At 60.9% G+C, this 26,646-nt stretch carries 16 protein-coding genes and 1 pseudogene; 5 read left to right on the forward strand and 12 right to left on the reverse strand.

What is annotated here, in order from left to right; translation table 11 throughout:
- Positions 1 to 10: 10 nt before the first annotated feature.
- From ROSERS_RS13660 to ROSERS_RS13680, 5 genes are all read right to left on the reverse strand, one after another.
- Positions 11 to 1,198 carry a gluconeogenesis factor YvcK family protein gene (locus ROSERS_RS13660; RefSeq protein WP_011957368.1) on the reverse strand — a complete coding sequence of 396 codons (1,188 nt, stop codon included), beginning with the start codon at positions 1,196 to 1,198 and terminating at the stop codon, positions 11 to 13.
- 26 nt (positions 1,199 to 1,224) lie between these two features.
- A complete protein-coding gene (locus ROSERS_RS13665; RefSeq protein ID WP_011957369.1) occupies positions 1,225 to 2,334 on the reverse strand; it encodes a phosphoglucomutase in 1,110 nt (369 codons plus the stop codon).
- Positions 2,335 to 2,355: 21 nt separating this feature from the next.
- Positions 2,356 to 3,765, reverse strand: coding sequence for a phosphomannomutase/phosphoglucomutase (locus tag ROSERS_RS13670; RefSeq protein WP_011957370.1), 1,410 nt, complete (start codon positions 3,763 to 3,765; stop codon positions 2,356 to 2,358).
- 108 nt (positions 3,766 to 3,873) lie between these two features.
- Entirely contained in the window at positions 3,874 to 5,373 is a 1,500-nt protein-coding gene (locus tag ROSERS_RS13675; protein WP_011957371.1) for an O-antigen ligase family protein, read from the reverse strand.
- A 17-nt stretch (positions 5,374 to 5,390) separates the two neighbouring features.
- Positions 5,391 to 7,043 (reverse strand): cellulase family glycosylhydrolase, encoded by a 1,653-nt coding sequence (locus ROSERS_RS13680; protein ID WP_011957372.1) that lies wholly within the window; start codon positions 7,041 to 7,043, stop codon positions 5,391 to 5,393.
- A gap of 134 nt (positions 7,044 to 7,177) precedes the next feature.
- Here ROSERS_RS13680 and ROSERS_RS13685 point away from each other — a divergent pair, with 134 nt between their 5' ends.
- The 5 genes from ROSERS_RS13685 (at position 7,178) to ROSERS_RS13705 (ending at position 17,316) form a co-directional block, all read left to right on the forward strand.
- Complete coding sequence (locus ROSERS_RS13685) at positions 7,178 to 7,846, forward strand: GNAT family N-acetyltransferase (RefSeq protein ID WP_011957373.1); 669 nt, start codon at positions 7,178 to 7,180, stop codon at positions 7,844 to 7,846.
- A gap of 548 nt (positions 7,847 to 8,394) precedes the next feature.
- A complete protein-coding gene (locus ROSERS_RS13690) occupies positions 8,395 to 10,674 on the forward strand; it encodes a PAS domain-containing hybrid sensor histidine kinase/response regulator (RefSeq protein WP_011957374.1) in 2,280 nt (759 codons plus the stop codon).
- Positions 10,675 to 10,723: 49 nt separating this feature from the next.
- Positions 10,724 to 13,072, forward strand: coding sequence for a hypothetical protein (locus ROSERS_RS13695; protein WP_232282607.1), 2,349 nt, complete (start codon positions 10,724 to 10,726; stop codon positions 13,070 to 13,072).
- Positions 13,073 to 13,074: 2 nt separating this feature from the next.
- Positions 13,075 to 15,135 (forward strand): glycosyltransferase family 39 protein, encoded by a 2,061-nt coding sequence (locus ROSERS_RS13700; RefSeq protein ID WP_011957376.1) that lies wholly within the window; start codon positions 13,075 to 13,077, stop codon positions 15,133 to 15,135.
- Between the two features lie 24 nt (positions 15,136 to 15,159).
- A complete protein-coding gene (locus tag ROSERS_RS13705) occupies positions 15,160 to 17,316 on the forward strand; it encodes a tetratricopeptide repeat protein (RefSeq protein ID WP_011957377.1) in 2,157 nt (718 codons plus the stop codon).
- A gap of 102 nt (positions 17,317 to 17,418) precedes the next feature.
- Here the strand turns inward: ROSERS_RS13705 and ROSERS_RS13710 are convergent, their stop codons facing one another.
- From ROSERS_RS13710 to ROSERS_RS13740, 7 genes and pseudogenes are all read right to left on the reverse strand, one after another.
- Positions 17,419 to 17,913: a DUF3592 domain-containing protein gene (locus ROSERS_RS13710; RefSeq protein WP_011957378.1), complete on the reverse strand. Its 495-nt coding sequence runs from the start codon at positions 17,911 to 17,913 to the stop codon at positions 17,419 to 17,421.
- 93 nt (positions 17,914 to 18,006) lie between these two features.
- Positions 18,007 to 18,252: pseudogene (locus ROSERS_RS13715) on the reverse strand (Franean1_4349 family RiPP); the annotation flags it as partial.
- A 17-nt stretch (positions 18,253 to 18,269) separates the two neighbouring features.
- Positions 18,270 to 22,538 (reverse strand): tetratricopeptide repeat protein, encoded by a 4,269-nt coding sequence (locus ROSERS_RS13720; protein WP_011957380.1) that lies wholly within the window; start codon positions 22,536 to 22,538, stop codon positions 18,270 to 18,272.
- Positions 22,539 to 22,654: 116 nt separating this feature from the next.
- A complete protein-coding gene (locus ROSERS_RS13725; protein WP_011957381.1) occupies positions 22,655 to 24,169 on the reverse strand; it encodes a hypothetical protein in 1,515 nt (504 codons plus the stop codon).
- Between the two features lie 42 nt (positions 24,170 to 24,211).
- Positions 24,212 to 24,514 carry an ArsR/SmtB family transcription factor gene (locus ROSERS_RS13730; RefSeq protein WP_011957382.1) on the reverse strand — a complete coding sequence of 101 codons (303 nt, stop codon included), beginning with the start codon at positions 24,512 to 24,514 and terminating at the stop codon, positions 24,212 to 24,214.
- Positions 24,515 to 24,852: 338 nt separating this feature from the next.
- Positions 24,853 to 25,614 (reverse strand): hypothetical protein, encoded by a 762-nt coding sequence (locus ROSERS_RS13735; protein ID WP_011957383.1) that lies wholly within the window; start codon positions 25,612 to 25,614, stop codon positions 24,853 to 24,855.
- On the reverse strand, positions 25,614 to 26,642 hold the full coding sequence (locus tag ROSERS_RS13740; protein WP_011957384.1) for an ABC transporter ATP-binding protein: 1,029 nt from the start codon (positions 26,640 to 26,642) through the stop codon (positions 25,614 to 25,616). Before ROSERS_RS13740 ends, ROSERS_RS13735 begins: the two co-directional genes overlap by 1 nt.
- Between the last annotated feature and the right edge of the window lie 4 nt (positions 26,643 to 26,646).

Consider the following 26,646-nt stretch of genomic DNA (forward strand, 5'->3'; position numbering starts at 1 on the left):
TAGATAGGGGTTACTGCCGCTTCCACACTTCCATAATCGCGGTCGCCAGTTTTTCAGGATCATGACGCAACACGCGTACCGTGCGCCCCTCGCCGGGATGATCGAGCGACGCCGTCAACTGGACCACCGCAGTCGCAAGATCGGCTTCGATAACTTTTGCGCCCTCGATGAGAATATCCCGCGTGGTCAGCCGGTCGGTCGTGCTGACTGCGGTTTCTTCGTATTCCTCGGGTGTGAGAAAGACCGGCATCTGCCCGGCGGCTGCGTAAATCCGGCGTACTTCTGCATCGATACGCGGTGCATTGACCAGGACATAATCGGGAGTGAAGCCGCCGAAGCGCACGATCTGGCGCACATGATCACCAACACTGTAGCCGGTGGTCATGCCAGGTTCGGTCATCAGACTGCATATGTAGATTTTGCACGCCTTACTGCGACGGATGGCGTCGCGCAGGTCGGGAATGAGCAGGTTGGGCAGGATGCTTTCATACAGACTGCCGGGACCGAACACAATGACATCGGCGGAGGCGATCGCATCAAGCGCAACCTGGGTGACCTGCAACGGCGTGGTGACGGGTCCGTGTTCGTCGCCGATGTAGATATTGACGACATGACGCTGCGCCAGGCGTTCATCGTGGGCGATATTGTGCTTGATATTGAAGCGTTGACCATCGTCGAGCTCGACGAACACCTCATGCGGTTCAAGCGTCGGCACCACAAAGACCACATTTTCGAAGTTGAACAGACTGGACGCGCGGTAGTAGTACTCGACCGGATCCTGAACCGGCGTGATACAGGTCAACAACTGAGCCATTCGACCGAGACTGGCAGTGATCAACAACCCTGCGCCGCCGGAAATGACCGTCATCCGCGGATGCATCTGATCGCGCTGATAGGCGAGCACGACTTCGCCGCTCGTGTCGCGGGCATCGAGTGAGATAACTGCGACGCCGCTGAGTTGCCAGATGCCGACAGCGAGCACGATCAGCCCCAACGCCGCGAATACCAGCCCGCGCGCCCATAAGGGCAGAAATTGCAGCGTGATGAACGAGAACATCGGCGGCAACGTCGCCGTGCGGTAGATGAAGATGAAGAAATATGCCACACCGAGTGACAGCAGGACAATGCCCACAAATGTCAACGCCAGCGGACGGAGCAATCGACGCAACGAACTCAGACGCTGCACAACAGGTTGCATGGTGATGGCGTTCTCCTGTTCCTGTATCACGCCCCCTGCGGTTGACGCAACTTTTCACGCATTACACACAGTTTCACACCACGACGCGCTACCAGTTCGACGAGCATGAGCGCCGCCAGCGGTGCATCGCCAATGCCGCCAGCACGCCCAAAGGTCAGTTGTCCATCCTCTGTAACACCGATCAGCAACTGATACGCTGCGCGCGCTTCGGCAATGCGCAGCGCCGGTTGTTCGGCAAACTCGACATTCAAGCCGGTTTGCGTTTCCCATCCGCGCACCCATGGCGCCGATGCTGCTGCGGAAGCAGGAACAATAACCAGCCCGCGCTGACGATGCTGGCGATTGAGGTAGTGCGCCAGCAACAGTGCGATCTCGAGGGGTGACGCCAGTTCGCCTTCGTTATCGACCACCCCAAGCGCCCGACCATCCGCCGAAATCGCAACTCCAAGGTGCGAGTCGCTCTCGCGCACCAGTTTGCGTAGACGCACAAGCGAGGCGCTGTGCGGATGCGGCGTCTGACGACCAAACCAGGCGTCCTGTTCGCGGTTGATCTCAATCGTTTTGGTGCGGGCGTCGTCACCGATCACCGCCGGAATGACACCGCCTGTCGTACCGTTCATTACATCCACAAAAATGGTCAGTGATGTCTGACGCACCAGTTCGACATCGATCACATCGCGCAGGCTATCGATATAGACGCGGCGCGCATCGATGAGGTTTGCGTCCGGCGTATCCGAAGGGAATGGCGACCATTCGGAAGGCGGCGCCCCATCGATGAATGGATTCAACCCTGGCGCGGGTGCAATCAGGACCAATCCATTGAGCCAGTACTCCCGATTACCGGCAGACACGATCAGCGCGCAATCGGCAACATGCTGGTCGAGCGCGACATCGACCGCAGGACGCGGCAATGGCGTTGCACTGAGCGATACCTGCGCTCCCAATGCGCGCAGTCCCCGGTAGCAGTCGGCAGCAATCTGTGCAGAAAGAAAGCGCGTATCGCAGGCGACCAGACACCGCCATCCACGCGCATTGAGCAGATCAGCCAGCGCCGCATACCGGCGACGGACTGCGTCAAGTGTGAAATCGGCAACGACTGCGCCTTCCCAACAGTACGTATATCGCACGGTTTGCATAGTCGGGACTCGACCGCCGCTTCATCCGCGCTCATTGCGCCCGACGGCGCTCGTGCCATGATCTGCAGACGCAAACTCGCGCAGTTTACCGATCATCGTATCGCGGATTTCGTGCACGCGCTCCATGGTGCGCGCCTCGAAACGGGTGGTAATTGCCGGTTCGGTGTTGGATGCGCGCAGGATGCCCCAGCCATCGCCGAAATCGACTCGCACGCCATCGACATCGATAACCGGGTAGCGCGCAGCGAAGTAGTCGCGCACGAATTCTATCGCTTTGAACTTCGTGTCTTCATCGAAGGGCAGACGCCCTTCAGACAGCGATGGCAGCGGCGGGAACGGCGCCAGCGCTTCGGCAAGGGTTTGTCCGCTTTTTTCCAGTGCATCGAGCAGCATACATCCGGCAAAGATGCCGTCATCGTGAAAATGGTGTTCGACGGCGCCGAAGACGTGACCACTCAACTCGCCCGCCAGCGGAGCGCCGGTTTCGCGCATCTTTGCCGAGAGGTTTGAGTAGCCAGTCCGCCACATCACCGGCGTCCCGCCAAACGCGCGAATGGCGTCGATCAGCACTGCGCTGCACTTCACATCGAACACGATCGGCGCCGGTCCCCGCGCCAGCGCCTGTCTCGCCAGAACGATCAGATACCGGTCGGCAAAAACAATCTCGCCGTTGCCATCGACGACACCAAGCCGGTCGCCGTCGCCGTCCAGCCCGATGCCCATATCGGCGCCGGTTTCGCGCACTGCACGAATGAGGTCTTGAAGATTCTCCTCCTTGAGCGGATCGGGATGGTGGTTGGGGAAGGTTCCATCAGGTTCGATGAACAACGGAACCACATCACAGCCGATTGCTTCCAGGGTGCGCACGCCCAATGGTCCCGCCACACCGTTCCCGCCGTCGAGCACAACCTTCGGTCGGCGTTTGAGTGCGATATGACGGACGACATCGCGCACATAATCATCCACTGCATCGTATTGTTCGTACCCGCCTGATCCGGAAGCGAACGCACCACCGGCAGCAATCCGTCCTACTTCCTGGATCTGATCACTGCTGAGCGGCGTACCGCCATACACCGGATCGGAGAGGCGCAACTTCAGACCGTTGAAGTGCGGCGGGTTGTGGCTGGCGGTCACCACAGCGCCGCCATCGGCGCGCAGAAAGGAAACTGCAAAATACATGAGTGGCGTTGGCGCCATGCCAATATCGACAACATCACACCCGCTCTGGCGCAGACCTTCGATCAAAGCAGCGGCATACACTGGCGAAGTCAGGCGAGCGTCGCGCGCCACCACGATCCGACGGCGTTCGTGCTGCCGAAAAAATGTACCGCTGGCGCGCCCCAACGTCCGATACACCTCTTCCGAGAGATCGCGATCAACAATGCCGCGGATGTCGTATGCGCGAAAGATGGCAGGGTTCACCGTTATCATCGGAGCGCTCCTTGCGCGATACCGGCGATTGCACACGCAGTGCAACATTCAGCGCACGTATTGTAGTACCAACACACAATCATAGCAACCCGGCTCAGGTGTCGGTCCTCAATTCTCACTTCTCTCCCCAACAGTCATCAGCACCCAAAATGCAATTGCCAGATCCGGCACAAAATAGAACCGATCGACCAGACCATGGAAGAGTGCGGCAGTCATCGCTGCCAGCGCCCCCGCAATCACCACCTCACGCCGTTTCCTCACAGCGATGAGGGCGTTGCGATAGAAGCGCACCAGCAGCAGACCAAAAGCCAGAACCCCCAGAGGTCCGACATTCACCCAAGCATCAAGCAGCAGATTGTGAGGATGCGCAGCAAATTCCTCGCTCGTGCCGACCAGCGATGGATCGATTGCACTCCGCCCGAATGCCGGATTGTGGTAATAGTAAAACTGGTCGATCCCCAATCCGAGCGGATTCTGCCGGAGATAGACCAGCGCCTCACGCCAGAGAAGCAGACGCGCATCGACGCTTCCGCCGCCAGGACCGCCGCGCAGCGTCAGCGCCAGTCCGGTCATTCCCACGATCAGCGCTCCGATGAACGCCAGCGCCGACCAGCGCACCGCCTGTCGATGCTGTGACCGGTGCAGCAGCCAGCCTGCTCCCAACACAACCGCCGCAATCACGCTCGCCAGCCACGCACCGCGCGAAAAGGAAACCACAACCCCCGTCAGCGACAGCAGCGCACAGGCGGCAAAGAAGAAGGCAGCGCCGGTTGATCGCCTTTCCGACACAGCAGGAGAAGCGCTGGCTGCCCCGTCTCCACGCCGCGCATGCCATATCCACGCCGCCATCGCCGCCGCCAGGGGCCAGACCCGTTCCAGATAGAGACCCAGATTGTTGGGATGACCATAGACCGACGTTACCCGTCGCACCCCATCCACAACAATAATGTTTTCGCTGAAGGCGCGTTTCTCGCCGATCAATGGCGTCAGGTCCAGTCCGACGAACTGGAATGCGCCGATCACTGCCACGAATGCGCCACTGAGCGCCAGGGCGCCGATCAGGGTTTCGCGCGACATTCTGATTGTGCGCACGAGTCCATAGAACAGTAACGGCTCAACGATCAACCAGCGAAACTCGCGCAGCGCAGCGCCTCGACCCTCCGGAACTGCCAGCATCACGCCGATGATCCCCGCCAGCGCCAGCAACGCTTCCGGAGCGTGGGAAACGCTCATTGCGCGCACACGTTGCAGGGCAGCGCCTGCATCGGGCATACGGCGATCTCGAATGTGTCCGCCGATCCAGCGCCAGCATACGGCAGCAGTCGTGATCAGCAGCGCGACTTCATGCAGCGGAAGCAACAGCGTTCGCGTCGGACTATCGACCGTTGCAGGCATCAGGTAGAGAGGCGCCGTCAGTATGACGCATGCCAGACCGCCTGCCGGGTGCACCAGCGCCAGCGCTACGAACAGGAGCAGACCTGTCAGGCGAAACGCGAGCGGCAATCCGCCAGTGGAGAAGACAGCCAGACATAGCGCCATGAAAAGGGACGCCAGCACAAACGTTGCGCGCGCGGTGCGCTGATAGAGATCGAACAGAAAACCTGGCATGATGATGACTCAGTTCCTCACCGCCGCGCAACGCTCCTTCCGATGTCCAGCATCATCAGCGCGCCGACGCATGCCAGCGCTGCTGTCAGCAAGGCAGGAACCAGCGTCCACACCCACGGAAGCGGGCGCTCACGACCGACAACGAAGGAATCCGGCGCAGCGGCGCTCCGAATGGTGCACGTATGCACGCCGTCGGTTAACCCCGACGCAACCTGCGCCAGACTGCCATCACCTGACGGATCGAAGCGCAGCGCCGCCCCGCCATCGAGCGTCACCTCAGCGGGCGCATTGAAACGAATGGCAAGCGATTGCCCGGTAAAACGCAGACGCCACTCCCCTTCGCCGGAGGACTCGACTGCCGGGTGATCCCAGGTATGCGCACCAACACCCACAATTGAGCTATTATTGGCGTAAGCACGCACTGCATCATAAGCGGGCAGTGGACGGAAATCGCGATCAACCAGCGCAAAGTAGGGGGTCGGGTCGGCGGGGTCTGGTTCACGGTAGCCACCCCAGCGCAAAAACCAGATATTCATCACCCCCACCCAGGGCCACTCGCGGCGGGCGCGTTCCAGTTGTCCGACCAGGTAGGCGCCCTTTGTTTCCTCGGAGACGGGCGGACCCCATGTGCTGCGCGCCGGTTCCGGGATGTGGTCTGGGGCGCTGTTATAGCCGAATTCGCTGATCCACACCGCTTTTGCGCCGTCACCGTGACGTTCCATCACTTCCCGCAGCATCACAATGCGTGAAACATCGATCCGCGAATCGATCGGTCGGTCAAGGTCGCGAAAAGGCGCATCCGGTCGCCAGCGCAACCGGATATAGCGGTTCTCGTCAGGCGGTTGACCCAGACCATACGCCTGCGCCGACATGATATCGAAGTATGGCGCGCCGCCAGCGCGGTATACACGGTCGAGATACTCCAGTTCACTCATCGGCGCAATGCGTGGCTCCTTCCCGTCGGTCGGCGAGAGGCTGGGAAACAGGATCACCACGTCGGGATTGGCAGTGCGCGCCGCAATAGCCGCCATACGCAACAGTTCGACGAAACGCTCCGGCTCAGGCGTCCGCCAGCTCCACTCATACGCCAGGTTCGGCTCATTCCAGATCTGGATGAACCGAACCTGTCCACGGTACCGCGCTGCAACCGCAGCGACGAAATCGGCGTAATCGGCATAGTTCTCCGGCGGACCGGTCGAACTGGCATATTCCGCCAGACCTGCCTGGAAACGTGGATCGGCATGATCGCTGGGACGCGCCCACTGCGGCGCGCGGTCGATGCGCACAATCAACTCCAGCCCCAGGCGCTGCGCTTCCGCCACAATGAAATCGTACTTCTCCCAGGAACTGCGTACCTGCTCGGGGGTGCGGCGATCGACAAAATCGCCCTTGCCGTGGATTTCGACATCGTCCCATGGCATCTGGATACGCACAAAATGCGCACCCATATCGCGCGCCAGTTCGAGGGTGCGGGTGACATCCGCCACATCAGGTTCAAACTGGAGGTTGAACGCATTCACGCCGATCTGCGGCACATCCGTCCACGCGATCGGCGTTGCAGGCGGCTCATACGTGACCCCGCGATTGACCTCGTTGTCAAACCAGGTATATACCGCCAGCGCACCCGTCAGGAGGACAATCACCGAAATATGCACCAGGACGCGAATCATGCTTCCTCCTCGTCCAACCAGGCGGGGAGTATAGCCGTATCGGGAGATGGCGTCAAGGCAACCGGCAATCCTCTCGACGCGCTGCGCCATGTATGGCATCATGAAACTGATGATCCGTAACGGAGGCTTAAACAATGGCATTCACCGTTCGTCCTGCAACTCAAGCGGATATTCCCGATCTGGCCCGTCTGATTGTCGAACTGTATCAGGCGGAAATGCCAGGCGTGCTGACCGGTCCTGTCGAGAAACAGATAGAACTGTTGCGCTTCACCCTGGAAGCCAACGGCGACAAAGCAGTCCATCACCGCTACGTCCTGTGCAACGAACGCGGCATGGTCATCGGAACGGGCATGATTGAATTTCCTGGCAATGGGCGTTTCGAGCGCGCTCCCAATGGTACTGTGGCGACTGCGTTTCGCACACTGGGCGTTTTCCCGGCGCTGCGATTGTTCGGCGTCGTCGCGCGCACGCTGTTCGGCGTCTACCGCCATACCGACCCGCAGAGCGCACTGATCCACACGGTTGTGGTGACCAGGAGCGAGCGCAGCAATGGCGCCGGGGCAGTCCTGATGCATGCCCTGGAAAGTGCGATCCGCGAGTTCGGCTACACCCGCGCGCGGTTGCAGGTGCTGGCGTGGAATACCGGGGCGCAGCGTTTTTATGAACGTCTCGGTTACACCACTATCTGGCGTCTTTCAGGCTGGCGCGTCCTGCTTTCGTGGCCCAGCGTTGTGATGGAAAAGGCGCTGGAAGATTGCCAGGGCGGTGAGCACGTTTCGACAATGCCTGCCTCCTCAGGATGACGTTCCTGTCTCTCACATCTTTTCTGGATCGATCCAGAGTCGCGATCCCGATTGCGCCGCCGGGCAAACGTGCTATAATCAAAGATAACTCCCTGAAGGCGATGCGCCATCGCCCGACATGACCGCTGTCATCCTCGCTGGAGAGCACGTATCAGCAACGAGCCGCTGAGTCACCCTGACATTCGACCCGATGCACCTGATCAGGGCAGCGATTCTTGCGCTGCCGGACGTATCCAGCATCCAATGACGTATGCTGCACACCAGGAGACCATTGCACCGCAATGATGCGGACCGACAAGGGATGCCTCTCCCTGGAAAGGGGAGAACCATGAGTGAACCCGAACGGTCGAACGACCTGTCCCACGACACTCCCTCCCTGGCATCGCTGATTACGATCATGCTGGTGTTTGCTTTCCTCCTTGCGCTGGTCAATATCACGCTTTTCCTCGCGAGCAGCGATCTGACAGGCGCCGCGATTGCAGTGATTGCCGCATGCGCCGCATTGTTCCTCGCGCTCGCGCGACACCTGGCGCTGCGTGAGCGTCGATATGCGGCAATCATCATTCGCAACCACGCTTGCACTCGGCACAGTTGTGACCGTCTGGATCGAACCGGCAAGCACCCCAGTGGCGGTGCTCGTTCCACCGCTCATTCTGATAACGACGCTGCAACACCTCCGCTCCTGGGACATCGGACCCCTGATTGCCATTGTGAGCCTCGTCTCGGTTGCGCTGACCGTTATCGGTGAAACGGCGCACCCCTGGTTTGTCTCGACCGACCCGCTTGCGCCGGCGATCCGTGCGGCAGCGATGATCGTCGCCGTTTCGCTGCTGGCGGCAATGCTCTGGAATTACGGCTCGCGCCTCCGCGCAACGCTGGCGCGTCTCGAAGCGGTCAATGCCGCGTTGCGTGAAAGTGAAGCGCGCTATCGCTCGATTGTTGAAGATCATACGGAACTGATCTGCCGCGCCGAACCCGATGGTACAGTGACTCTGATCAATCCCGCCGGCAGCCGCTCCTGGGGACTGAAACGCGACGAGATCATCGGCAACAACCTGCGACAGTTCATCCATCCCGACGATATTCCGCTGTTCAATCGCCATCTGGCGTCGCTCACGCCGGAAGCGCCTGTGCGCATGAGCGAACTTCGCACGCTGATGCCGGACGGCGAAATCCGCTGGCAACAGTGGACCACCCGCGCCCTCTACAACGGCAGCCGCCTGATCGGGTATCAGGTGGTTGGACGTGACGTGACCGAGCGCAAGCGCGCAGAAGAGCATGTGCTTCGCAGTGAGCGACAGTTCAAAGCCATCGCCGAAAATGCGCCAGACCTCATTATCCGCTATGATCTTCAGCAACGCCATCTGTATGTCAATCCGGCATTCGAGCAGGCGACCGGACTGACCGGCGATTCTGTCATCGGAAAAACGTACCGTGACATCGGTGCGCCTGAAGATATTGCGCACAGGCTGGATGCATGCTTGCAGGCCGTGCTGAAGACCGGCGCCGTGCAGACCATCGCTTTCAGCACGCCGACACCCCTCGGGCTGCGTTTTTACGAGGCGCGCATTGTGCCAGAATTCGGTCCGAACGGTGATATCGAGTCGTTCCTTGCGATCTTGCGCGATATAACCGAACGCCGGCATCACGAAGCGGCGATGCAGCATCGCCAGAAACTCGAAAGCATGGGAGTAATGGCGCAGGGCATCGCGCACGAGTTCAACAACCTGCTTGCCATTATCCTGAACAATGCTGAACTGACCCTCGCAACGCTTGATCCTCATGCACCGGAACGCCTCTCGGTCGAAGCGATTGTCAGCGCCGGACGCCGGGCAGCCGTCATCACCCGTCAGATGCAGACCTATGTCGGGCATAACCTATTGCAGACGACTCTGCTCAGCCTTAATGATCTGATCGAAGAGATGAAGGAACTGCTCCAGGCGTCGGTCACCCGGAGCGTTGCACTGGTCTATCGCCTGAGCGATGCCGATCCGCTGGTGGAAGGCGACGCAGCGCAATTGCGCCAGGTGATCCTCAACCTGACGATCAATGCTGCCGAGGCGATCGGTGATCGATCTGGCGAGGTGGTTATCTCTACCGACGTTCGTTCCGTTGATCGCGCCCTCCTGGCGACAGCGATTGGTAGCGATGGTCTGGAAGAGGGCGCATATGCTGTGCTGACGGTGAGTGATAACGGTTGCGGAATGGACGCCGCAACGCTTGAGCGGATCTTCGATCCCTTCTTCACGACAAAATTCATCGGACGCGGACTGGGTCTGCCAGCTACCCTTGGCATTGTGCGTGGGCATCGTGGCGCAATCCGCGTGACCAGCACACCCGGCGAAGGGACAACAGTCACCATCTTTCTACCGGAGGTTCACTCGCTATCTCCCCAGGTCGAAACGTTCATGCCATCGTCGCGGATGTCGATCGTGCGCACCAATTGCTCGCGCATCTTTCTGGTCGTTGATGATGAAGAAAGTACGCGCGCCGTTGCAGCGCGTATGCTGGAATGGATGGGTCACCCGGCGCTCACAACCGGCGATGCCGAGACAGCAGTCATTCTCGCCCGACAGCACCGTGAGCATCTCGCATGTGTGCTGCTCGATCTGCCGTCCGATCACAATCTCGACCGAACAGTTGGAGAGTTGCGACAGGTCTGCACCGATATGCCAGTCATCCTGATGAGCGGCTACCCGGAAGAGATTGCAAGCCGACGGTTTGCTCACCTCGGTTTGAGCGGTTTTCTGCAAAAACCTTTCACGTCATACGAATTGAGAAGTGTGATCGACACCGCGCTGGCAATGACCGATCACCTTCCCGCCTGACACACGCAGTCACATGTCGGGTATAATCCCGACATCTATGATCCGTTCGTTGCAACATCGTTCAACCTGGCGCCCCGGTGCGCACCTGCCGCTCCTGACTGTTCTGGCGATGTCTGCGCTTTTCCGTGTTGCATTATGGGATGCTCTGCCCCGCCAGGGTCTTGTTTCCGATGAGGGTGAATATCTGTCCGCCGCCTGGTGGCTGGCGCACGGGCGCGGTTTCAACTGGCATCAGGAATATCTGTGGACGCGAGCGCCGCTCTATCCCTTGTTTCTGGCGACGCATCTCCATTTTTTTGGTGATGACCTCAGAGCGATCATTGTCACCCAAACCGCGCTGAGTCTGGTTCTCATCGTTCTGATCTATGCGCTTGCCGGCACACTTGCACCCCCTGAACTGAAAGCGGCGCCGACGCTGGCTGCTGCGCTGGCTGGCATCTCCATGCCGTTCGCTGTATACCCGCAACTGTTCCTCTCCGAGACACTGTATATGACGCTGGTATCCGGCGGTATCCTGGCGCTGGTCGCAGTCCGTCCGGGCAATACCCGTTCATTGTCCGAAACAACGCCGTCCAATCAGGCTGGTCGAACGCTGCCGTCACGCCGGGGATTGATCATTGCTGGTGCGCTCTTCGGACTTGCGACGCTGACGCGCAGCCAGACGCTCCTGTTTCTGCCGGTAATCGCCGGGTGGCTGGCATATACAGGGTGGTACGCTCTGCGCCACGCGCTGTTGCGGGCACTCCTGTTTTTGTCCGTTGCAGCACTCGTCATCGCGCCGTGGACGGTCTACAACTCGCGGATCTACGGCGGGTTGATTCTGGTCGATACCAGCGGCGCCTTTAACCTGCTCCTGGGGGCGTGGTCGGCGCATGATGGCACACGACGAGACGCTCCCACGCGCGATTTTGTGCTGGCAATGTTTCCCAACCGACGCGTGACGGCGCCAGCCGATACCTGTCTGCCGCATCCCGGCGTGCAACCTGACCAGGCGGCGCGACAGGCAGCGATGGTTCGTGAGGGATTGTGCCTGATCCTGGATCGTCCGCTGGCGTTTGTCCACAAGTCGCTGGTCGAGTTCATCGATCTGTTCCGCATCAACTACACCGGCGCCGAGCGTTTGACTGACGGATTCTCGACCGGACGATTGCCGGTCTGGTACGTGGCGCTGCTGTTCCTGCTCGATGATACGCTGTATGTGCTCGCTCTTCTGCCTGGCGTTATCGGATGGGCAGTGGTGCGCCGTTTCTCGCCTGCGCCTGGCGCGGTCGCTCTGGTCGGCTTGTGGCTGATCTTCAATATCGCCCTTGCGCCGCTGCTGTTCGCCATCAACCGCTTCCGCATGCCGCTCCTGCCGTTCCTCTTCATTCTGGCAGCGGTGACGATCACGACGCTGCTGCGTAACCGCGCCTGCCTGTACGATGTGCTGCGCACGCGCTACGGCATCGCCTGCGGTGCACTTGCCGGATTACTGACGCTTGTCGTTGCCACGCCGTATGCCTATCTGGAACCGCGACCGCATGGCAGCGACTCGCAGTGGGCGTCATATCTCGGACCGTACCCGTCGAGCCTGGCGATCACCGGCATCGCAATTGAGGCACGCCCGCGCGCCCTGGATGATGCGCGCTTCCTGGCGGCGCTGCAAACCGGCGATGTCGCCGCTGCCGAAATGATTCTGCACAACGGCACACCCGGACGTGACACCGCACGGTTGGGCGCTGCACTGATCGCCGCCCATCAGGGGCGATACCACGAGGCGCTGGCATTGATCCCGCCACCCGATGTTCTTGCTGCCACAGGCGACGTGCCGGGGAGTGTCCTGCGCGGCGATCTGTTGCGTAGCATCGGCGATGAGTCTGGCGCACGCGCTGCTTTTACGCCGCGCTACGTCGATGCTGCCAACCCCGTTGAGTGGGCATGGAACTGGCTGCGACCGACGCCAACCCACACCATCGACCTGGGCGGCAACCTCGATCTGGGGTATATTCGCGGTTGCTATCCCGGCGAGGGCGATGTCGCCGAGCGGAGAACCTATCGCTGGTGCACCAATGGCGCGCTGTTGCGCTTCCCCGGCGCCGGGCGCGCGCATTCGCAGCGTCTGACGTTTATGGTCGATGGACGCGGGTGGCCCTCCGATCTGCGTCCTGTTCCGCCGGTGCGTGTCCTGCTGGACGGGAATGAGATTGGCGCGTTCCCGCCGGATGTCGGGGAGATGCGCACATTCGAGGTGACGCTCCCGCCAATGTCAGAAGGCGCTGATGTTGTCATCGAACTGCGTGGTCCTACGTTTGTTCCTGATGCAGCGCGTTACCTGAGTCAGCAAGGCGAGGCAGCCGTCGGGCAGGTGCATCGGTTGATGGTGCGGCTTGATCGGGTTGAGGTCAGTTCATACCGATAATTATGGCGCATGTCAGACGCATCACGACAGTATTCTCCTCGAACCAGGCGCACGTCCTGGCGCTGATCGGGCTGACCGGGCTGGCACTGGTGTTGCGGTTGCTGGTGTGGCGCTGGCATGAACTCTACCCATTGGGCGGCGATGAGCAGGAGTATCTGAATCAGGCGCTGACGTTGCTGCGCACACGGCAGTATGTCGAACTGCGCCTGATGCGTCCGCCCCTCTATGCTATCTTTCTGGCAGTGTGCATCGTTGCGTTCGATCTGCTGATCCAGAACCTGCGCCTGGTGCAGGCGATCATCAGCGCGCTGACGGTGATCCCGCTCTACCTTCTGACTCTCCAGGTGTTTGGCAATCGCCGCGTGGCGCTGGTTGCCGGCTTGCTGATGGCGCTGAACTACACGCTGGCGTTCACCGCTACCGAACTGTTGACCGAAACCCTCTTTCTGTTTGTGGCAACGATTATCTTCTGGTTGCTGTCGCGGATCACGTCCCGATCACGATGGCAACCGGTCTTTGCTGGCGTCTGCCTGGGCGCACTGGCGCTGATCCGGTCTGTCGCTCTGCCGCTGCTGGCGCTGGGGACGCTCTGGCTGCTGCTCAACACCGGCAAACGCACCGCAGCGATGTTCGTTCTCGCCGCCATCCTGGTCATCGCACCGTGGACGATACGGAACTACCTGACGTATCACGCGCTCATTATCATCGACACAACCGGGGCGGAGAATCTCTGGCTCGACAATGATCCTGCCGGTCGTGAAGCGGTCAAGCGCCAGTTGTACGCCCTTGGCGACGATATGGCTGCGCGTCAACGCCTGGCAACCGAACGTGGCATCGCGGCGATCCTTGCCCATCCCGATTACATGGCGGCGAAAGTCTGGCGTGAGGCGCGGCTCTTTCCTGCGCTCCAGTTTTTCGACGATATGCGCAATCGTCCGGCGATCTGGGTTCCCCCGCTCCAGGTGTGGTTGCGCCTGCTCCTCGGCGATGGTCTCTGGACTATGATCCTTCTCGGCGGCGCTGCCGGTCTCTGGCTTGCGCCAGCGCGCCGCTGGACGGCAATGCTCGCCGCGCCGTGGATGCTCTATATCGTGCTGAGCACCCTGATCTTCCACGTCGAACCGCGCTACCGGTTGCCCATCTACCCTGCGCTCATCCCTTATGCTGCCTGGGTGATCGTTCGCCTGAGCGCGTGGCGGCTGCCGACGATGCGCCAGATACCGGCGCTGAGCGCTGCCGCACTCACGTGCGCAGGTCTGATCGCCCTCATGCTCGCACATCGTTCGTACCCGGCAGAAGCGATCATGCTGGCGCAAAAGCATACCCATCTCTGGCAGGCGGAACGCGCGCTCACAGACAGTAATCTTGTCACCGCGCGCATTGCCGCAGAAACGGCGCTGCATCTCGATTCGCGCTCCGCTCTGGCGCGCGTTGCCCTGGCGCGCGTCGCTCTGCTGAACGGCGACGCCGACGCCGCACTCGAACATCTGAACGCAGCGTTGACTGCTATCCCTGATCATCCGTACGCCCATCTCTTGCGTGGCGCCGTCCATCGTCTCAATGGCAACCAGCGCGCCGCGCAGCGAGACCTGCGCTACGAGACGGCATCGCTCGAGGATCTGCAACGCTGGGCGTGGAACGTTTTTCGCCCCATTGCACCGCCACAGGAACACCTGGATGTCGGCAGCCTCGACTTGGGGTATGTGCGCGGGTTTCATCCGCCGGAAAACGGCTTCCGCTGGACGACCGACTGCGCTGAGATACTGCTGGCAGCGCGTCCCGGCGGCGTTCTCGAACTTCGCATCGGCGGCGACCGATTGCCCGGCGCACCATCGCCAGAGATCACGATCCGAATCGATAGCATCGACGCCATGCGCATGACCGTTCCACGCGGCTGGCACACTGTACAATTACCGCTACCGCCCGGCGTTACCGACGATGAACAGATACTGGTCAGCATTCAGAGCACCACCTATCGCCCCCGAAGCATCGACCGGGCGAGTCCTGACAACCGTCTGCTTGGAGTCGCCATCGATGAAGCAAGGGTCGTGTATGCGCCCTGACAGTACGATTGAGGTTCCGGTTCAATGACGCATCGATCGCAGGCGCGTATCTTCCTGTTGATCATCCTCGCACTCGCGCTGGGATTACGTCTCATCCTCTGGAGTCAACCGCTCCACGAGCCAGCCAACGATGAGGTTGAATACATCACTGTTGCGCGCGACCTGCTAGAAGGGCGCGGATGGTCGTTCTACGAGCAGTACCACTGGTTGCGCGCTCCCCTCTACCCGTTGTTCCTGGCAGCATCCTGGCGGCTTGTGGGCGACGATGGCTGGCCCTATGCCACGCGTGCGTTGCATCTGGCAGCGCTGCCCAACATTCTGCTCAGCGTCGTGAGCGTGTACCTCACGTACGCACTGACCATGCGACTGGTAAAGCACCAGCAATCAGCACTGCTAGCAGCGTTGATCGCCGCCGTCCTCTGGACGAACGCCACATTTGCCAGTCTGTACATGTCTGAGACGCTCTTTACCGTGCTGTTTCAGGTCGGAATGCTGATGCTCCTCCATGCAGCGGATCAACAACCGGCATCGCAACGCTGGCTGCTAGTCATCGCCGCAGGAGCGGCGCTGGGACTCGCTGCACTGACCCGGTCGCTGGCACTCCTGTTCCTGCTCGTCGCGGCGCTCTGGCTGGCGTTTCAGGTTTTACGGCGAAACCCGTCCGGCGATGTTCGACGCCGGTTGACGGTGCCACTGTTGACCGCGACCCTCTTTTTGCTGAGCACCGGAATGGTCATCGCACCCTGGACGATCCGCAACTACCAGGCATACGGCGGGTTCATCCTGATCGAAACCGGGCTATCGTACAACCTGTGGGTCTTCAACGAACCGCGCGAAGACCGCGATACTATCCATCGGATACTTGAAGGCATCAGCAACCCGGTCGAGCGGTCGAACTATGCGACTGCACGCGGATTGGAGCGTCTGCGTGAAGACCCGGCGATTCTGGTGCGGAAACTCTGGCCCAACTGGGTCTTTCTGGCGCGCGTCAAACCGATCCAGGATCGCTTCCTGATGGAACATTACGTTGCCGACGTTGATCTGCCGCTGTTCGTCGCCGCCCTGATCTCCGACGATCTGCTGTATCTCCTGATCACGATCGGCGCGATCATTGGTCTGGCGCACGCAGTGCGCATACGCAACACACCATCCGATCAGCAGTTCCACCAATCCTGTCATCTGCCGGTTGCTCCGGCTGTGCTCTGCCTGCTCTGGATCGGCTACGCGATTGCGACGATGCTGCTCACCCACGGTGAAGCGCGCTACCGACACTTCCTCTTTCCGACACTCATCCCATACGCAGCATGGACGTTCACCATACTGACGCAGCGCATCGCCTGTTTTGAGCGTCGGCGTCTGCTGATGATCGCACCGCTGGTCTGCATCTTTCTCTGGACGGTGCTGACCGCCTACCCGTGGGCGTGGGCCGGCGAAAACCTGGCGCGCGGCAGTCGCGCACTGATCGGTGACGTATGGATGGCGCTGGGCGCGCCGGATCGCGCAGCGCGCGCCTACCTGAGCGCACTGAGCGTCAAAGCGACGCCTGATGGATGGCTGCGCCTGGGACATGCGCATCTGGCGCGCGGCGAGATTGCGCAGGCGCGCATTGCGTACCGCGCAGCATGGGACGCGAGCCGGGTGTACTTTATCGCCAGCGCCCGTCTCGGTGATCTGGAACGTTCACTCGGAAATCTGGACGAAGCGCGACGCGCATTTGCCGGGTATTACGCCGACGAACAGCGCGTCACCGACTGGTCGTGGCGGATGCTGGGGCGCGATCCGCCGTCATCCCTGGACGTCGGCGACGGACTCGACTTCGGGTACGTTGGCGGCGTCTATCCGGCTGAAGAACTTCAGGGCGTGCGGGCGCGCTGGAGCGCGGGACGCGCACTGTTGCGGCTCGGCAGCGCCACAACGAACACGCAGGCGCTGCTCACCCTGCGCCTGGCGGCGCCGCACCCTGAACGGAACGCCGTCCCTGCACGTATTTGCGTTGATGGAACCTGTCGCAGTATCTCCCTGAGCGCTGACTGGCGCACGTGCACCTTCATCGTGAATCCACAGCACACGACAATCCTTGTTGAAGTGGAGAGTCCGACGTTCACGGCTGCCGACGGGCGTCGGCTGGGGGTGCTGATCGACCGCGCGCATCTGACGGTGCTCGTTGCCGGGTCAGAGTGATGGATGATGGAAGCGAAGGGTGAGTGAAACAAAAGAAAAACACGGGGTCGCAACCGGCCTTACCACAGTCCCACTTTCCTTGTACTGGTATTATAGTGCCTTCTAGCCATAGATCAGGACTGCCGCCAGCACGGTCAGCGCCAGCATCAGCCAACAGATCAGCCACTCGATCCAGACAGCCCCGCCCCCCCGTTCCAGCACGGCATCCACCGGGTTCTGCGGGTCATACCAGACCGTGACCGGGCTGCCGACAGGGTAGCGGGTTATTTCGCGCCCGGCGTCTGCGGCTTCGGAAGAGAGCACACGAGGACCCAGGCGCAGGCGTCCCCCCTGAAGATACGTCCCGTTGACGAAATACGCATACGCAACCACAGGAGCATAGCGTGTCGCCAGGCGGTAGGTACTGGTGGAGGTTTGCACCCGCACGGGGATGTTGACCTGCTCCACACGGGCGGCAATCACCGTACCAGGTGCGCTCTGCCAGCTGCGCGCTGCGTTGACCAGCTGCTGGCTGCGCCAGGCGCGCATCGTCAGCAGCAGGGTGACAAAGCCCATCGGCAAAGTGACGACGAGGAGTATGATCAGGCGTATGCCCATAAAAGCGGATTCATTCAACGACTATTCCCAGTACATCGCTGCGGGTAAGCGAAGGCAGCGCCTCTGCTTACCCGCTTCTATGCAATACACCTCTTACATCAACCCCGTGCCGCCGCGCTTCGACAACCGCTGATCAAGGGTGACGGCGAATGCCTGGAGACTCGTGCTGTCCAGTTTTTCAAGCGCATCGAGTTCTTCTTCCGTCAGATCATATTCCTTGCATGCCTCGCGCGCATTATCGATCAATGCCTGGCGAAACTCCGGATCGGTCACTGCACGCCCGATGACCCGCTCGACCTCCGACTGAGACATGGCTCTGCTCCTTTCTGAACGACCCTTTCTGAGCGAAGAATGCGCTACAGTTCGAGCGTATCGTGATACATACTGCGCATCCGGCGCACTTCTCCATTGGCGCCTGACAAAGTAAACGTATCATATGCTCGTTTTAGATACGCAATTCCTTCGTTCAGGTTACCAGTCCGGAGCAATGCCGCACCATACGCCTGCCAGGTGCGCGCCAGTTCGAAGTGATCCCGAACTGTATCACACAGCGCTGCGCTGCCGATAAAATCCTCCTGCCAGGAATACCCGCGAGCAACGGTCGCTTCGCCACGCAGTCGAAGCGCAATTGCCATCAGATCGTCGGCGCCGAGTGAGCGACTCAACTCGACTGCCTGATCGGCGCACGCCGCCGCCGCCTCCAGATCGCCATACCCGATCATCGCTTCCGCCAGCGCATTGAGCGCCTCGATCTGCAGCGATGGCGCCTGAAGCGCCTCGGCGGTCGCCAGTGCATGGCGAGCAAGTTCCGCTGCGCGCGCGTGATCACCCTGCGCGCCGTAGGTCTGCGCGAGATGCACCAGGGCATTCGCTTCCTGGTCGGTACTGCCCAGGGAGCGGTGCAGATTCAGCGCCTCCTCATATACCTGCTGCGCTTGTGCGTAGTCGCCGCGACGGTAGTGAATGATGCCAAGGGTGTTGAGCAACTGCGCTGTCGTCAACTGGGCGTGCAATCGACGCGACAGTTCAAGAGCTTCTTCACAGCGCGCCTCGGCCTCAGCATACTGACCGAGAATAGTAAGCGAGTAGGCGATATTTCCCAGAGCGTAAACAATTGCGTACTGCAACCCGATCTTGCGCGCCAGCGTTTCCGCCACGCGGTAATGTTCGAGTGCGCGTTCGTGATCGCTCTGCAACTGCCAGAGGTAGCCGATATTGTTGTGCGAAGCGATCATGCCCGGCAGATCGTCGATCGACTCGCGCACCCGCAGGCTCCGTTCGAAGAATTCACGCGCACGGGCGTACTCACCGCGCAGGGCCAGCACCGAACCGCTCTCGGCGTGCAACCGGGCTTCGATCTGCTCGTCTTCCATTGTTTGAACATCGGGACGCAGCGCTGCCAATCCCTCTTCACACGCCGCCAGCGCCAGATCGTACTCACCGCGCCGTCGCCGCACCAGCGCAATATCTGCGTTAATGTGCGCCGCCGCCAGCGGCGCAACGTCGGTCGGATGCGTGCGCACAATGTGCATTGCCTGCTCCAGCGCCTCCAGTGCCGCAGCGTACATCCCCTGCTTTTCGAGCACGGCGCCGCGCCGATGGTAGACGTGCTGCGCCACATCCGGCGGAACGTCGGGCGTTGCGAGGATCTGTGCAAGATGCTCCAGCGCTTTGTCGTAATGACCAAGTGTGGCTTCTACATCAGCAATCGCTGCGTGCGTCTCCCAGCTGCGCGGGTCATGGGCGTCCCCCGCCAGCGCTTCGAGCGCCCACCTGTAGTACTGCAACGCCTCTTCATTGGCGAAGACCGCGCGCGCTGCGTGACCGGCTTTCAACAGATAGTGGATCGCCTTGTCGCGCCGGTTGCTGAGACGATAGTGATGCGCCAGCAAACCGTAGTAATCGTCCAGGTTGTCGCCGTAGCGTTGTTCCAGGTATTCGCCGATTCGACCGTGCAGTTCGCGCCGCCGTGAGTAGAGCATACTCTGGTAGGCGACTTCCTGGAGCAGTGCGTGGCGGAACGTATGCACCCGCTCCGGTTCGAGCCGTTCCAGCATCGTGATTTCCTGCTCGTCCAGGTGGGTCAACTGACGGAGCAGCGCGATGCGGTCAATCGTCTGGATCGCCTGCAAAACGCCGAACGGTATCCGCTGCCCGATGACCGACGCCACACGCAGCACGTTGCGCGCATGCTCGTCAAGGCGATCGATGCGCGCCAGCAGCAGACCATTCAGACTGTCGGGCAGGCTATCGATGCTGTGCAGCAGGGTCTGGTTCGACTGCGCGAGCACTGCGCGTAACAGTTCCGCCAGGAAGAGCGGGTTGCCTGCAGCCCGCGCCGCAATCTGACGGCGCAACGTTTCCGGCAGCGGCACATCGCCTGCCAGGATCTCGACCAGGCGATCACTGTCGTCGGCGGGGAGTTCGCACACTTCGAGCACAGCAGCCTGATCATCATCGGTCAGGGCAGGGGTTGGGCGGTGCGCGCCAAGCAGCAGAACCGGCGCCTGACGCGCGGTGTGCGCAACGCGCCGCCAGAGTTCGAGTGAGACCGGATCGGCCCAGTGCAGATCTTCGAAGATGACCAGCAATGGATCGCGCGAAGCGGCATGCAGCAGCAAGCGTTCGAGCAGATCGAAGCGGCGTTCCTGACGCAACTGCGGATCGAGACCGCGCGTCAACCGGTTGTCGGGAATGTCGAGCCGCACCAGATCGCCAAGCAACGGCAACCACTCGTCCATGCCAGGACCGAGCGCCGCAAGATGGTCGGCGATTTTTGCTGCGCGCACCTCGCTGCTCTCACCGGCAACCAGACCGCACAGCGATTTCAGCAATTCGCCCCATGCTGCATAAGGAATAGTGGCGGTATAGGAGAGACACGCCGCCGATACCACCCGCATCCTGCGTTCGTTCGCCATCTCGACCAGCGCCGCTACCAACCGGCTTTTCCCGACCCCCGCCTCGCCCACCAGACGCACCGCTCGCCCCGATCCGGCACGTGCGGCATCGAGTTCGCTTCTCAACCAGGCAAGTTCGCTCTCTCGCCCGACGAGCGGGTGCGTTTCTCGCTGGAGCAACCTCGCCACGTCGCCGCCATCACGCTCACTCACAACGCGACAGAGTTCGAGCGGTTCCGTCTTCCCCTTGAGCGGAACACTCCCGCGCGGTTCGCACACAATCCGGGGCGCGATATTTCCCAACACCAGGCTGCACCACACATCGCCCCATGGCGCTGCGCTCATCACTCGCGCAGCAATGTTGACCGCATCGCCCATCACGGTGTACTCTTTGCGCGTGGCGCTGCCGACATTGCCAGCAAAGACGACGCCAGGATTCAAACCGATACGCTGCTGGAGCAGGGATGCGGTTGCGGTCGGTGATCGAGCGCCAGAATCATCAGGACTGCCCAGGATTGCTTCGATATGGGCATTGACATCGTGCAGACTTTCCTGCATCGCCAGCGCCGCGTGCGCGGCGCGCTCGGCGTGATCCTCATACGCAGCCGGAGCGCCAAAAATTGCCAGCAGTTTCACCCCTTCTTCGGCAACGTCCAGTTTGTTGATTACCCCGCCGTAGCGCGCAATCGAGGATTGCATGGCAACCATGTAGCGCTCGAACAGCTGCGCAGACTGCGCAGGAGGAAGCGCCTCCGCCAGCAACTCAAGTCCGACGACCTGCGCAAACAACGCAGTCACCGGGCGCAGATCGGCTTCAACCTGCGGTTGATCCGGAATGGCAATGATACGGCTCAGAAGTGCAGACGGCAGGTAGGGACTCACGCGGTCGAGATCGGCCAGGAGATCGGCGAGCGTCTCACCGGTTTTCATCGCGCCTGCCTGGAAACGTCTGGCGCCCGATGGGGTGATCGAATTGACCACCGTGTTCAGACGAAAGAATCCTGATTGCAGCGTTTCACCCACAACATCGACATCGGCGAGCAACTCGCACGTGCGCCGCCCAAGAACGATCTCACCCGGACCCGCCAGCGATTCGGCGCGCGCGACACCGTTGACAACGGCGCCGAGCGCTGCATAGTGCCACGAGTCGGACTGTCCGGCGCTGACCAGAGCCACCTGACCGCTCTCTACCCCAACATGCAGATAGACGGGGAAATCGCCGACACCGGCGACACGGCACACAAAACCGTGCAGGGCGCGTTGCAGATCCAGCGCTGCACACGTGGCCGTCCGTGGATGATCGAGATCATCGAACAGCACCAGGAGCGCATCGCCGCCAAACGAAATCAGGTCGCCGCCATACGCATGGATCACGTCGATCATGCGCGCAAAAACGCTATTAAGAAAATCGGTGACCAGTTCAGTGCCTTCCCGCCCAAGCACGCCAAGACGTTCCGCCAGCGCCGTCGATCCGGAGAGATCGGCGAAGAGCAGCGACCCTTCCACCCATTGCAACCAGGGAGGGGACAGATGTTCATCCAGCGCGCGATGCACGATCCGCCGCGGCAGATAGGTTGCGATTGTCGCACGCACGGCTGCCAGATGCGCAAAGACGGAATGCAGGTCGATGCGACCGGCAGTATGGCTCAGGCGGTTGTAAATGTCCATCGGCAGGTAGCGCGCCAGTCGTTCAGACGCTACCATGCTGATGTCTGCGGGGTCAGGCATGTTTTCTGCCCTTTGATGCAGTACCATACTGTGCTGGTGGAGAAAACGCGCAGTGCCGTTTTTATTATAACGTATACAGACGACTCAGCGGGTTATCAGGCCGTATCCTGAAGCATTCATTCCGACGGTGTGCGTATCAGTTCGCGCGGGAAGCCGCCACTAAAGGCGACGACCAGCGTATTCGGGCGCAATTCGCGCTCGACATCGCCCATGCCGATCACCATTGGATGGGTGCGGACGCCGCAACTCAGATGGATAATCGCTTCGACGTGCGGCGCTGCGATTGGTGGCTCAACGACTAGAATGCGGTCGAAGTCCGCCTTGGCGCACCGCGCTGCCGTGAACAGGCGCAATTCTTCGCCCGGACGCGTGCCAGTAGCAAAACGAACCTCGCGTCCTCGGGTTTCGCTCACCGCCAGCATGCTGATCAGCGCCACGATCGCTATTGCTGTAGCGCCGACGAACAGGCGGAGGAAAGGGATGCGACTTCTCGACAAGATGTGCCGCTCGACACTGTTCCCGGCACTCCTGGTTCCACCAGGCGAGATGATCCATTCGACGAGCATCGACGCCCCTGCGCCAGCGAGAAGCGCGATCACCATAACCGGCAGATAGAGGTAGCGCGAATCGGGTGCCGAGGTGAACGGTGCGGTAGGAGCGAGGGTCAGGATCAGCGCCAGGAAGCCGATCAGCAGGGAAGCCGCTCCTTTCCAGAGCCGCCAGCAGACGAAGAGCGCACCTGCCCACGCGAGCGCCACGCACGCGCCAGCGAGAGGCAACCATGCTTCCCGACCATACTCGACGCCTGGCAGCGGCACGGCGATCAAGCCAAGACTGCGGAGCGGGTTGAGGACAACCTGGACGCCGAAACCATAGCCGCGCTCGCGCACCAGAGCGTTGCGCGCGGCGACATCGAGCGCAACAACGAGATACGCGCCGGTGACCAGAAGTGGCAGGATGAGCGGACGCCACTCCGGGCGCTGCTGCGCAGCACGCGCTGCCTGCCATTCCAGAAGCGCGAACAACGGCAGACCAATGATTGCACTCTCTTTCGTCAGCAGCGCTAGCGCTAACACCGCTGTCGCAGCAATGCACCATCCCCAACGATGCACCGACCGTTGATTGGATTCTCCGGCGCTCCACCAGCAATGCGCTGCCAGCAGGAGCCAGAGGGCGGCGAGCAGTTCACTCTGCGCCGAAACCCACACCACAGCCTCAAACGGCGCCGGATGGAGCGCTACGAAGAGCGCCGTCCCGGTGAACCCGACGATCGGCGGCAGCGGCGACGGCGCTTTGATCAGACGGTATGCCAGTGCGCCGGCGAGCACCGCGTTGAGCGTGTGCAGCGCCAGGGAAAGCATGTGAAAGGCGTGCGCGTCGAAGCCGAACAGTCGCCATTCACTCCACAACAGCAACCAGACCAGCGGACGGTAGAAGTGCGACGAAGCGCTTACATTGAAGGCGCGCGCAGCAACTGCCGACAACGACCGATCACGAACATTCAGCACCCATTGAAAATCATCGGCAGCGAATGCGCGATCAGGCACGGCGGGATACGCAACAGATACGGTCATCACGGCGACGACTGCTGTGGCGATCAGCAGCAGCGCATATCGTTGTGCGACAGGCATAGCGTGTCTGCGAATTACAGGATGCACAAGCGGTAACGCTGCTCAATCGCGCAATGCGCTGATCTGCTGGCAGAGCCAGTCGAACTGCGCCTGGTTCAGCACATAACAGGTCGCCGGTCCTTCTGCCTCGGCATGGAGCAGACCGGCAGCGCACAGAATCTTTAAATGTTGCGAAAGCGTCGACTGAGCGCGCGCCAGTTGCGCAGGCAGATGCAACTGAATCTGGTTGCCGATGCAGCGCGGATGACGTTGAACGTAGCGCACAATTGCAAGACGGACGGGATGCGCAAGCGCCCGACACGCAGCAATCAGACGATCATCGTCGGATAGTGTCGCTGTCATCATGGCAGACCTCTCTGCCACAATGTACGCTTCCCGGCGCGATATGTCAAGCGTGGCAAGCGTCCTGTCCGCCGGGTTCGGCGAGTGGCGCCGTTTTCACCCCCGCCCGGATCGAAACGAGGTCGAGAACTGACGATTCCGAACCCGCTCAGGGTCTTGACCGGCGTCCTGATAGAATTGCGCCTCAAGTTCCGCGAGTTCGGGAGGACGACGCCTGGAACGAGGATCAGACCTGAAGAAGCGGATGAAGCGACCGGGAAGCCTGCTCAGTCGCGTAAGAAGGCGAAAGAACGTTCGCAGATCGGACATCACACACCTCCTGACATCTCTATGCTCAGGCGTCAGGCAGAAAAGAGCAGTTCCCGCTGCGCAAATGAGTACACCGCAAGCGATAGCAGCCCGATCACCAGGAACAACTGCGCGACAGGAACGACTGCCGAAGCGCCGCTGTAATCACGGCTCACCGAAATGGCGAAACCGGTGAAAGCTGGCAGCAACGGCGTGCTCAAAACGGTGCGCAGCACATCCAGCGCCAGCGCCACCGGTTCTGGCAGCGACGACATCGTTGAACCACCGATCAGGTTCCCTGAGAACGCCAGCGCCACCAGCGCCAGAACTGCCAGGCGCCACGGCGCTGGCAGCACGATTGGCGTCAGCAGCGTCAGCAGCGCTGCCAGCATTGCCAGATTCAGCAGAAGCGGCAGCGTGCCCAGCATCCACCCAACGATATCGAGACCGCTCACCGGGTTCGTGAGCGCAATCAGCAAACAGATGATGCCGTACACACCCCATGATACCACAAGAACCGATAGGTAGAGACCGATCAGGTATGGACCGCGCCCCAAACGTCGCGCCAGAGTCACATATCCCTGTGGTCGATCGCCGAGTGCCAGGATGGTCGAACCCGTATACACAGTCAATCCCAATGTGAACAAACCAACCGTCGAAAAGAAATAATCCGGCGTCATCGGCAGCGTCCAGCGGCGAAAGAACAGGTAATACGCTGCGGCTGTCGCCGCCAGTTCGATAACGATCCGCCCGGAGCGGAGGTATTCGCTCAGCGTGAAAACGGCAAACCAGAATGTGCGCAGCAACGTCTGCATCACGGTTCGTCTGCCTGCCTTTCCTGCGTTCGTTGATCTTCCCAACGCAGCAATTCGCGCAACAACGTGTCGCCGGTTCCTGATGGACCTGGAGGCGGTGGAGATGCGTCGGACTCTCCATGACGACCCGCCTCGCCGCGCACGGCGCTGCGGTAGAATTCCTCAATCGGGTGAAACCGCGGTGCAAGAGAGATGATGGAAACCCCATGGTCGAGCAACAGCCGCAATACCTGCGCCTGCAATTCCGGCGTGTTCGGCGTCAACGTTATTTCGCGCTGATTGCAACACACCGCAGTGGAAAGCGCACTCAGCGCCGCCGCCGCGTCAGGCGGCAGATCCGCGACCGTGATCACGACACTCCTCGACGACTGGCGAAGCGTGCGCGTTTCAGCCTCTGCGATGATACGCCCGCCATGCAGAATGCCAAAACGATCACATAAGAGATCCACCTCATCGAGAAAATGCGTCGCTATCATGATCGTACATCTACGCTGGCGAACCGTATCGATCAGATCGATAATGTCGCGTTGCCCTTCTGAGTCGAGTCCAGACGTTGGTTCATCGATCAAGAGCAGTTCCGGTTGACTGAGCAGCGCCTGCGCAAAACCGACACGCTGCACCATCCCGCGCGCGAGGGCGCTCATCTTCCGGTTGACGACGCTGGTCAAACCACACGCCTCGATCTCCTCGCCAACTCGCCTGCGCAGCGCTGCGCCGGCAAGTCCGCTGAACCGCCCCAGGTAGAAGAGATACTCGCGCACGGTGTAGTGCGTATGATAGCGCAACCGTTCCGGCATATACCCAACGCGCCCATCGACCTGGCGCAGGTTCTCGTCGCCGAACATACGAATGATGCCGCGGTCTGGGCGCAGAAAGCCGACCAGCAGATGGATCAGGGTCGTCTTCCCTGCGCCGTTCGGACCCAGCACCCCGTAGACAATGCCGCGCGGCACGTGCAACGATACACCGCGCAGTACAGGTATGCCGTCGTATGATTTGTGGACATCCTCGATTGCAATTACGTCCATGAGA

Origin of the sequence: Roseiflexus sp. RS-1 (genome assembly GCF_000016665.1) — a bacterium.
Taxonomy (GTDB): domain Bacteria; phylum Chloroflexota; class Chloroflexia; order Chloroflexales; family Roseiflexaceae; genus Roseiflexus.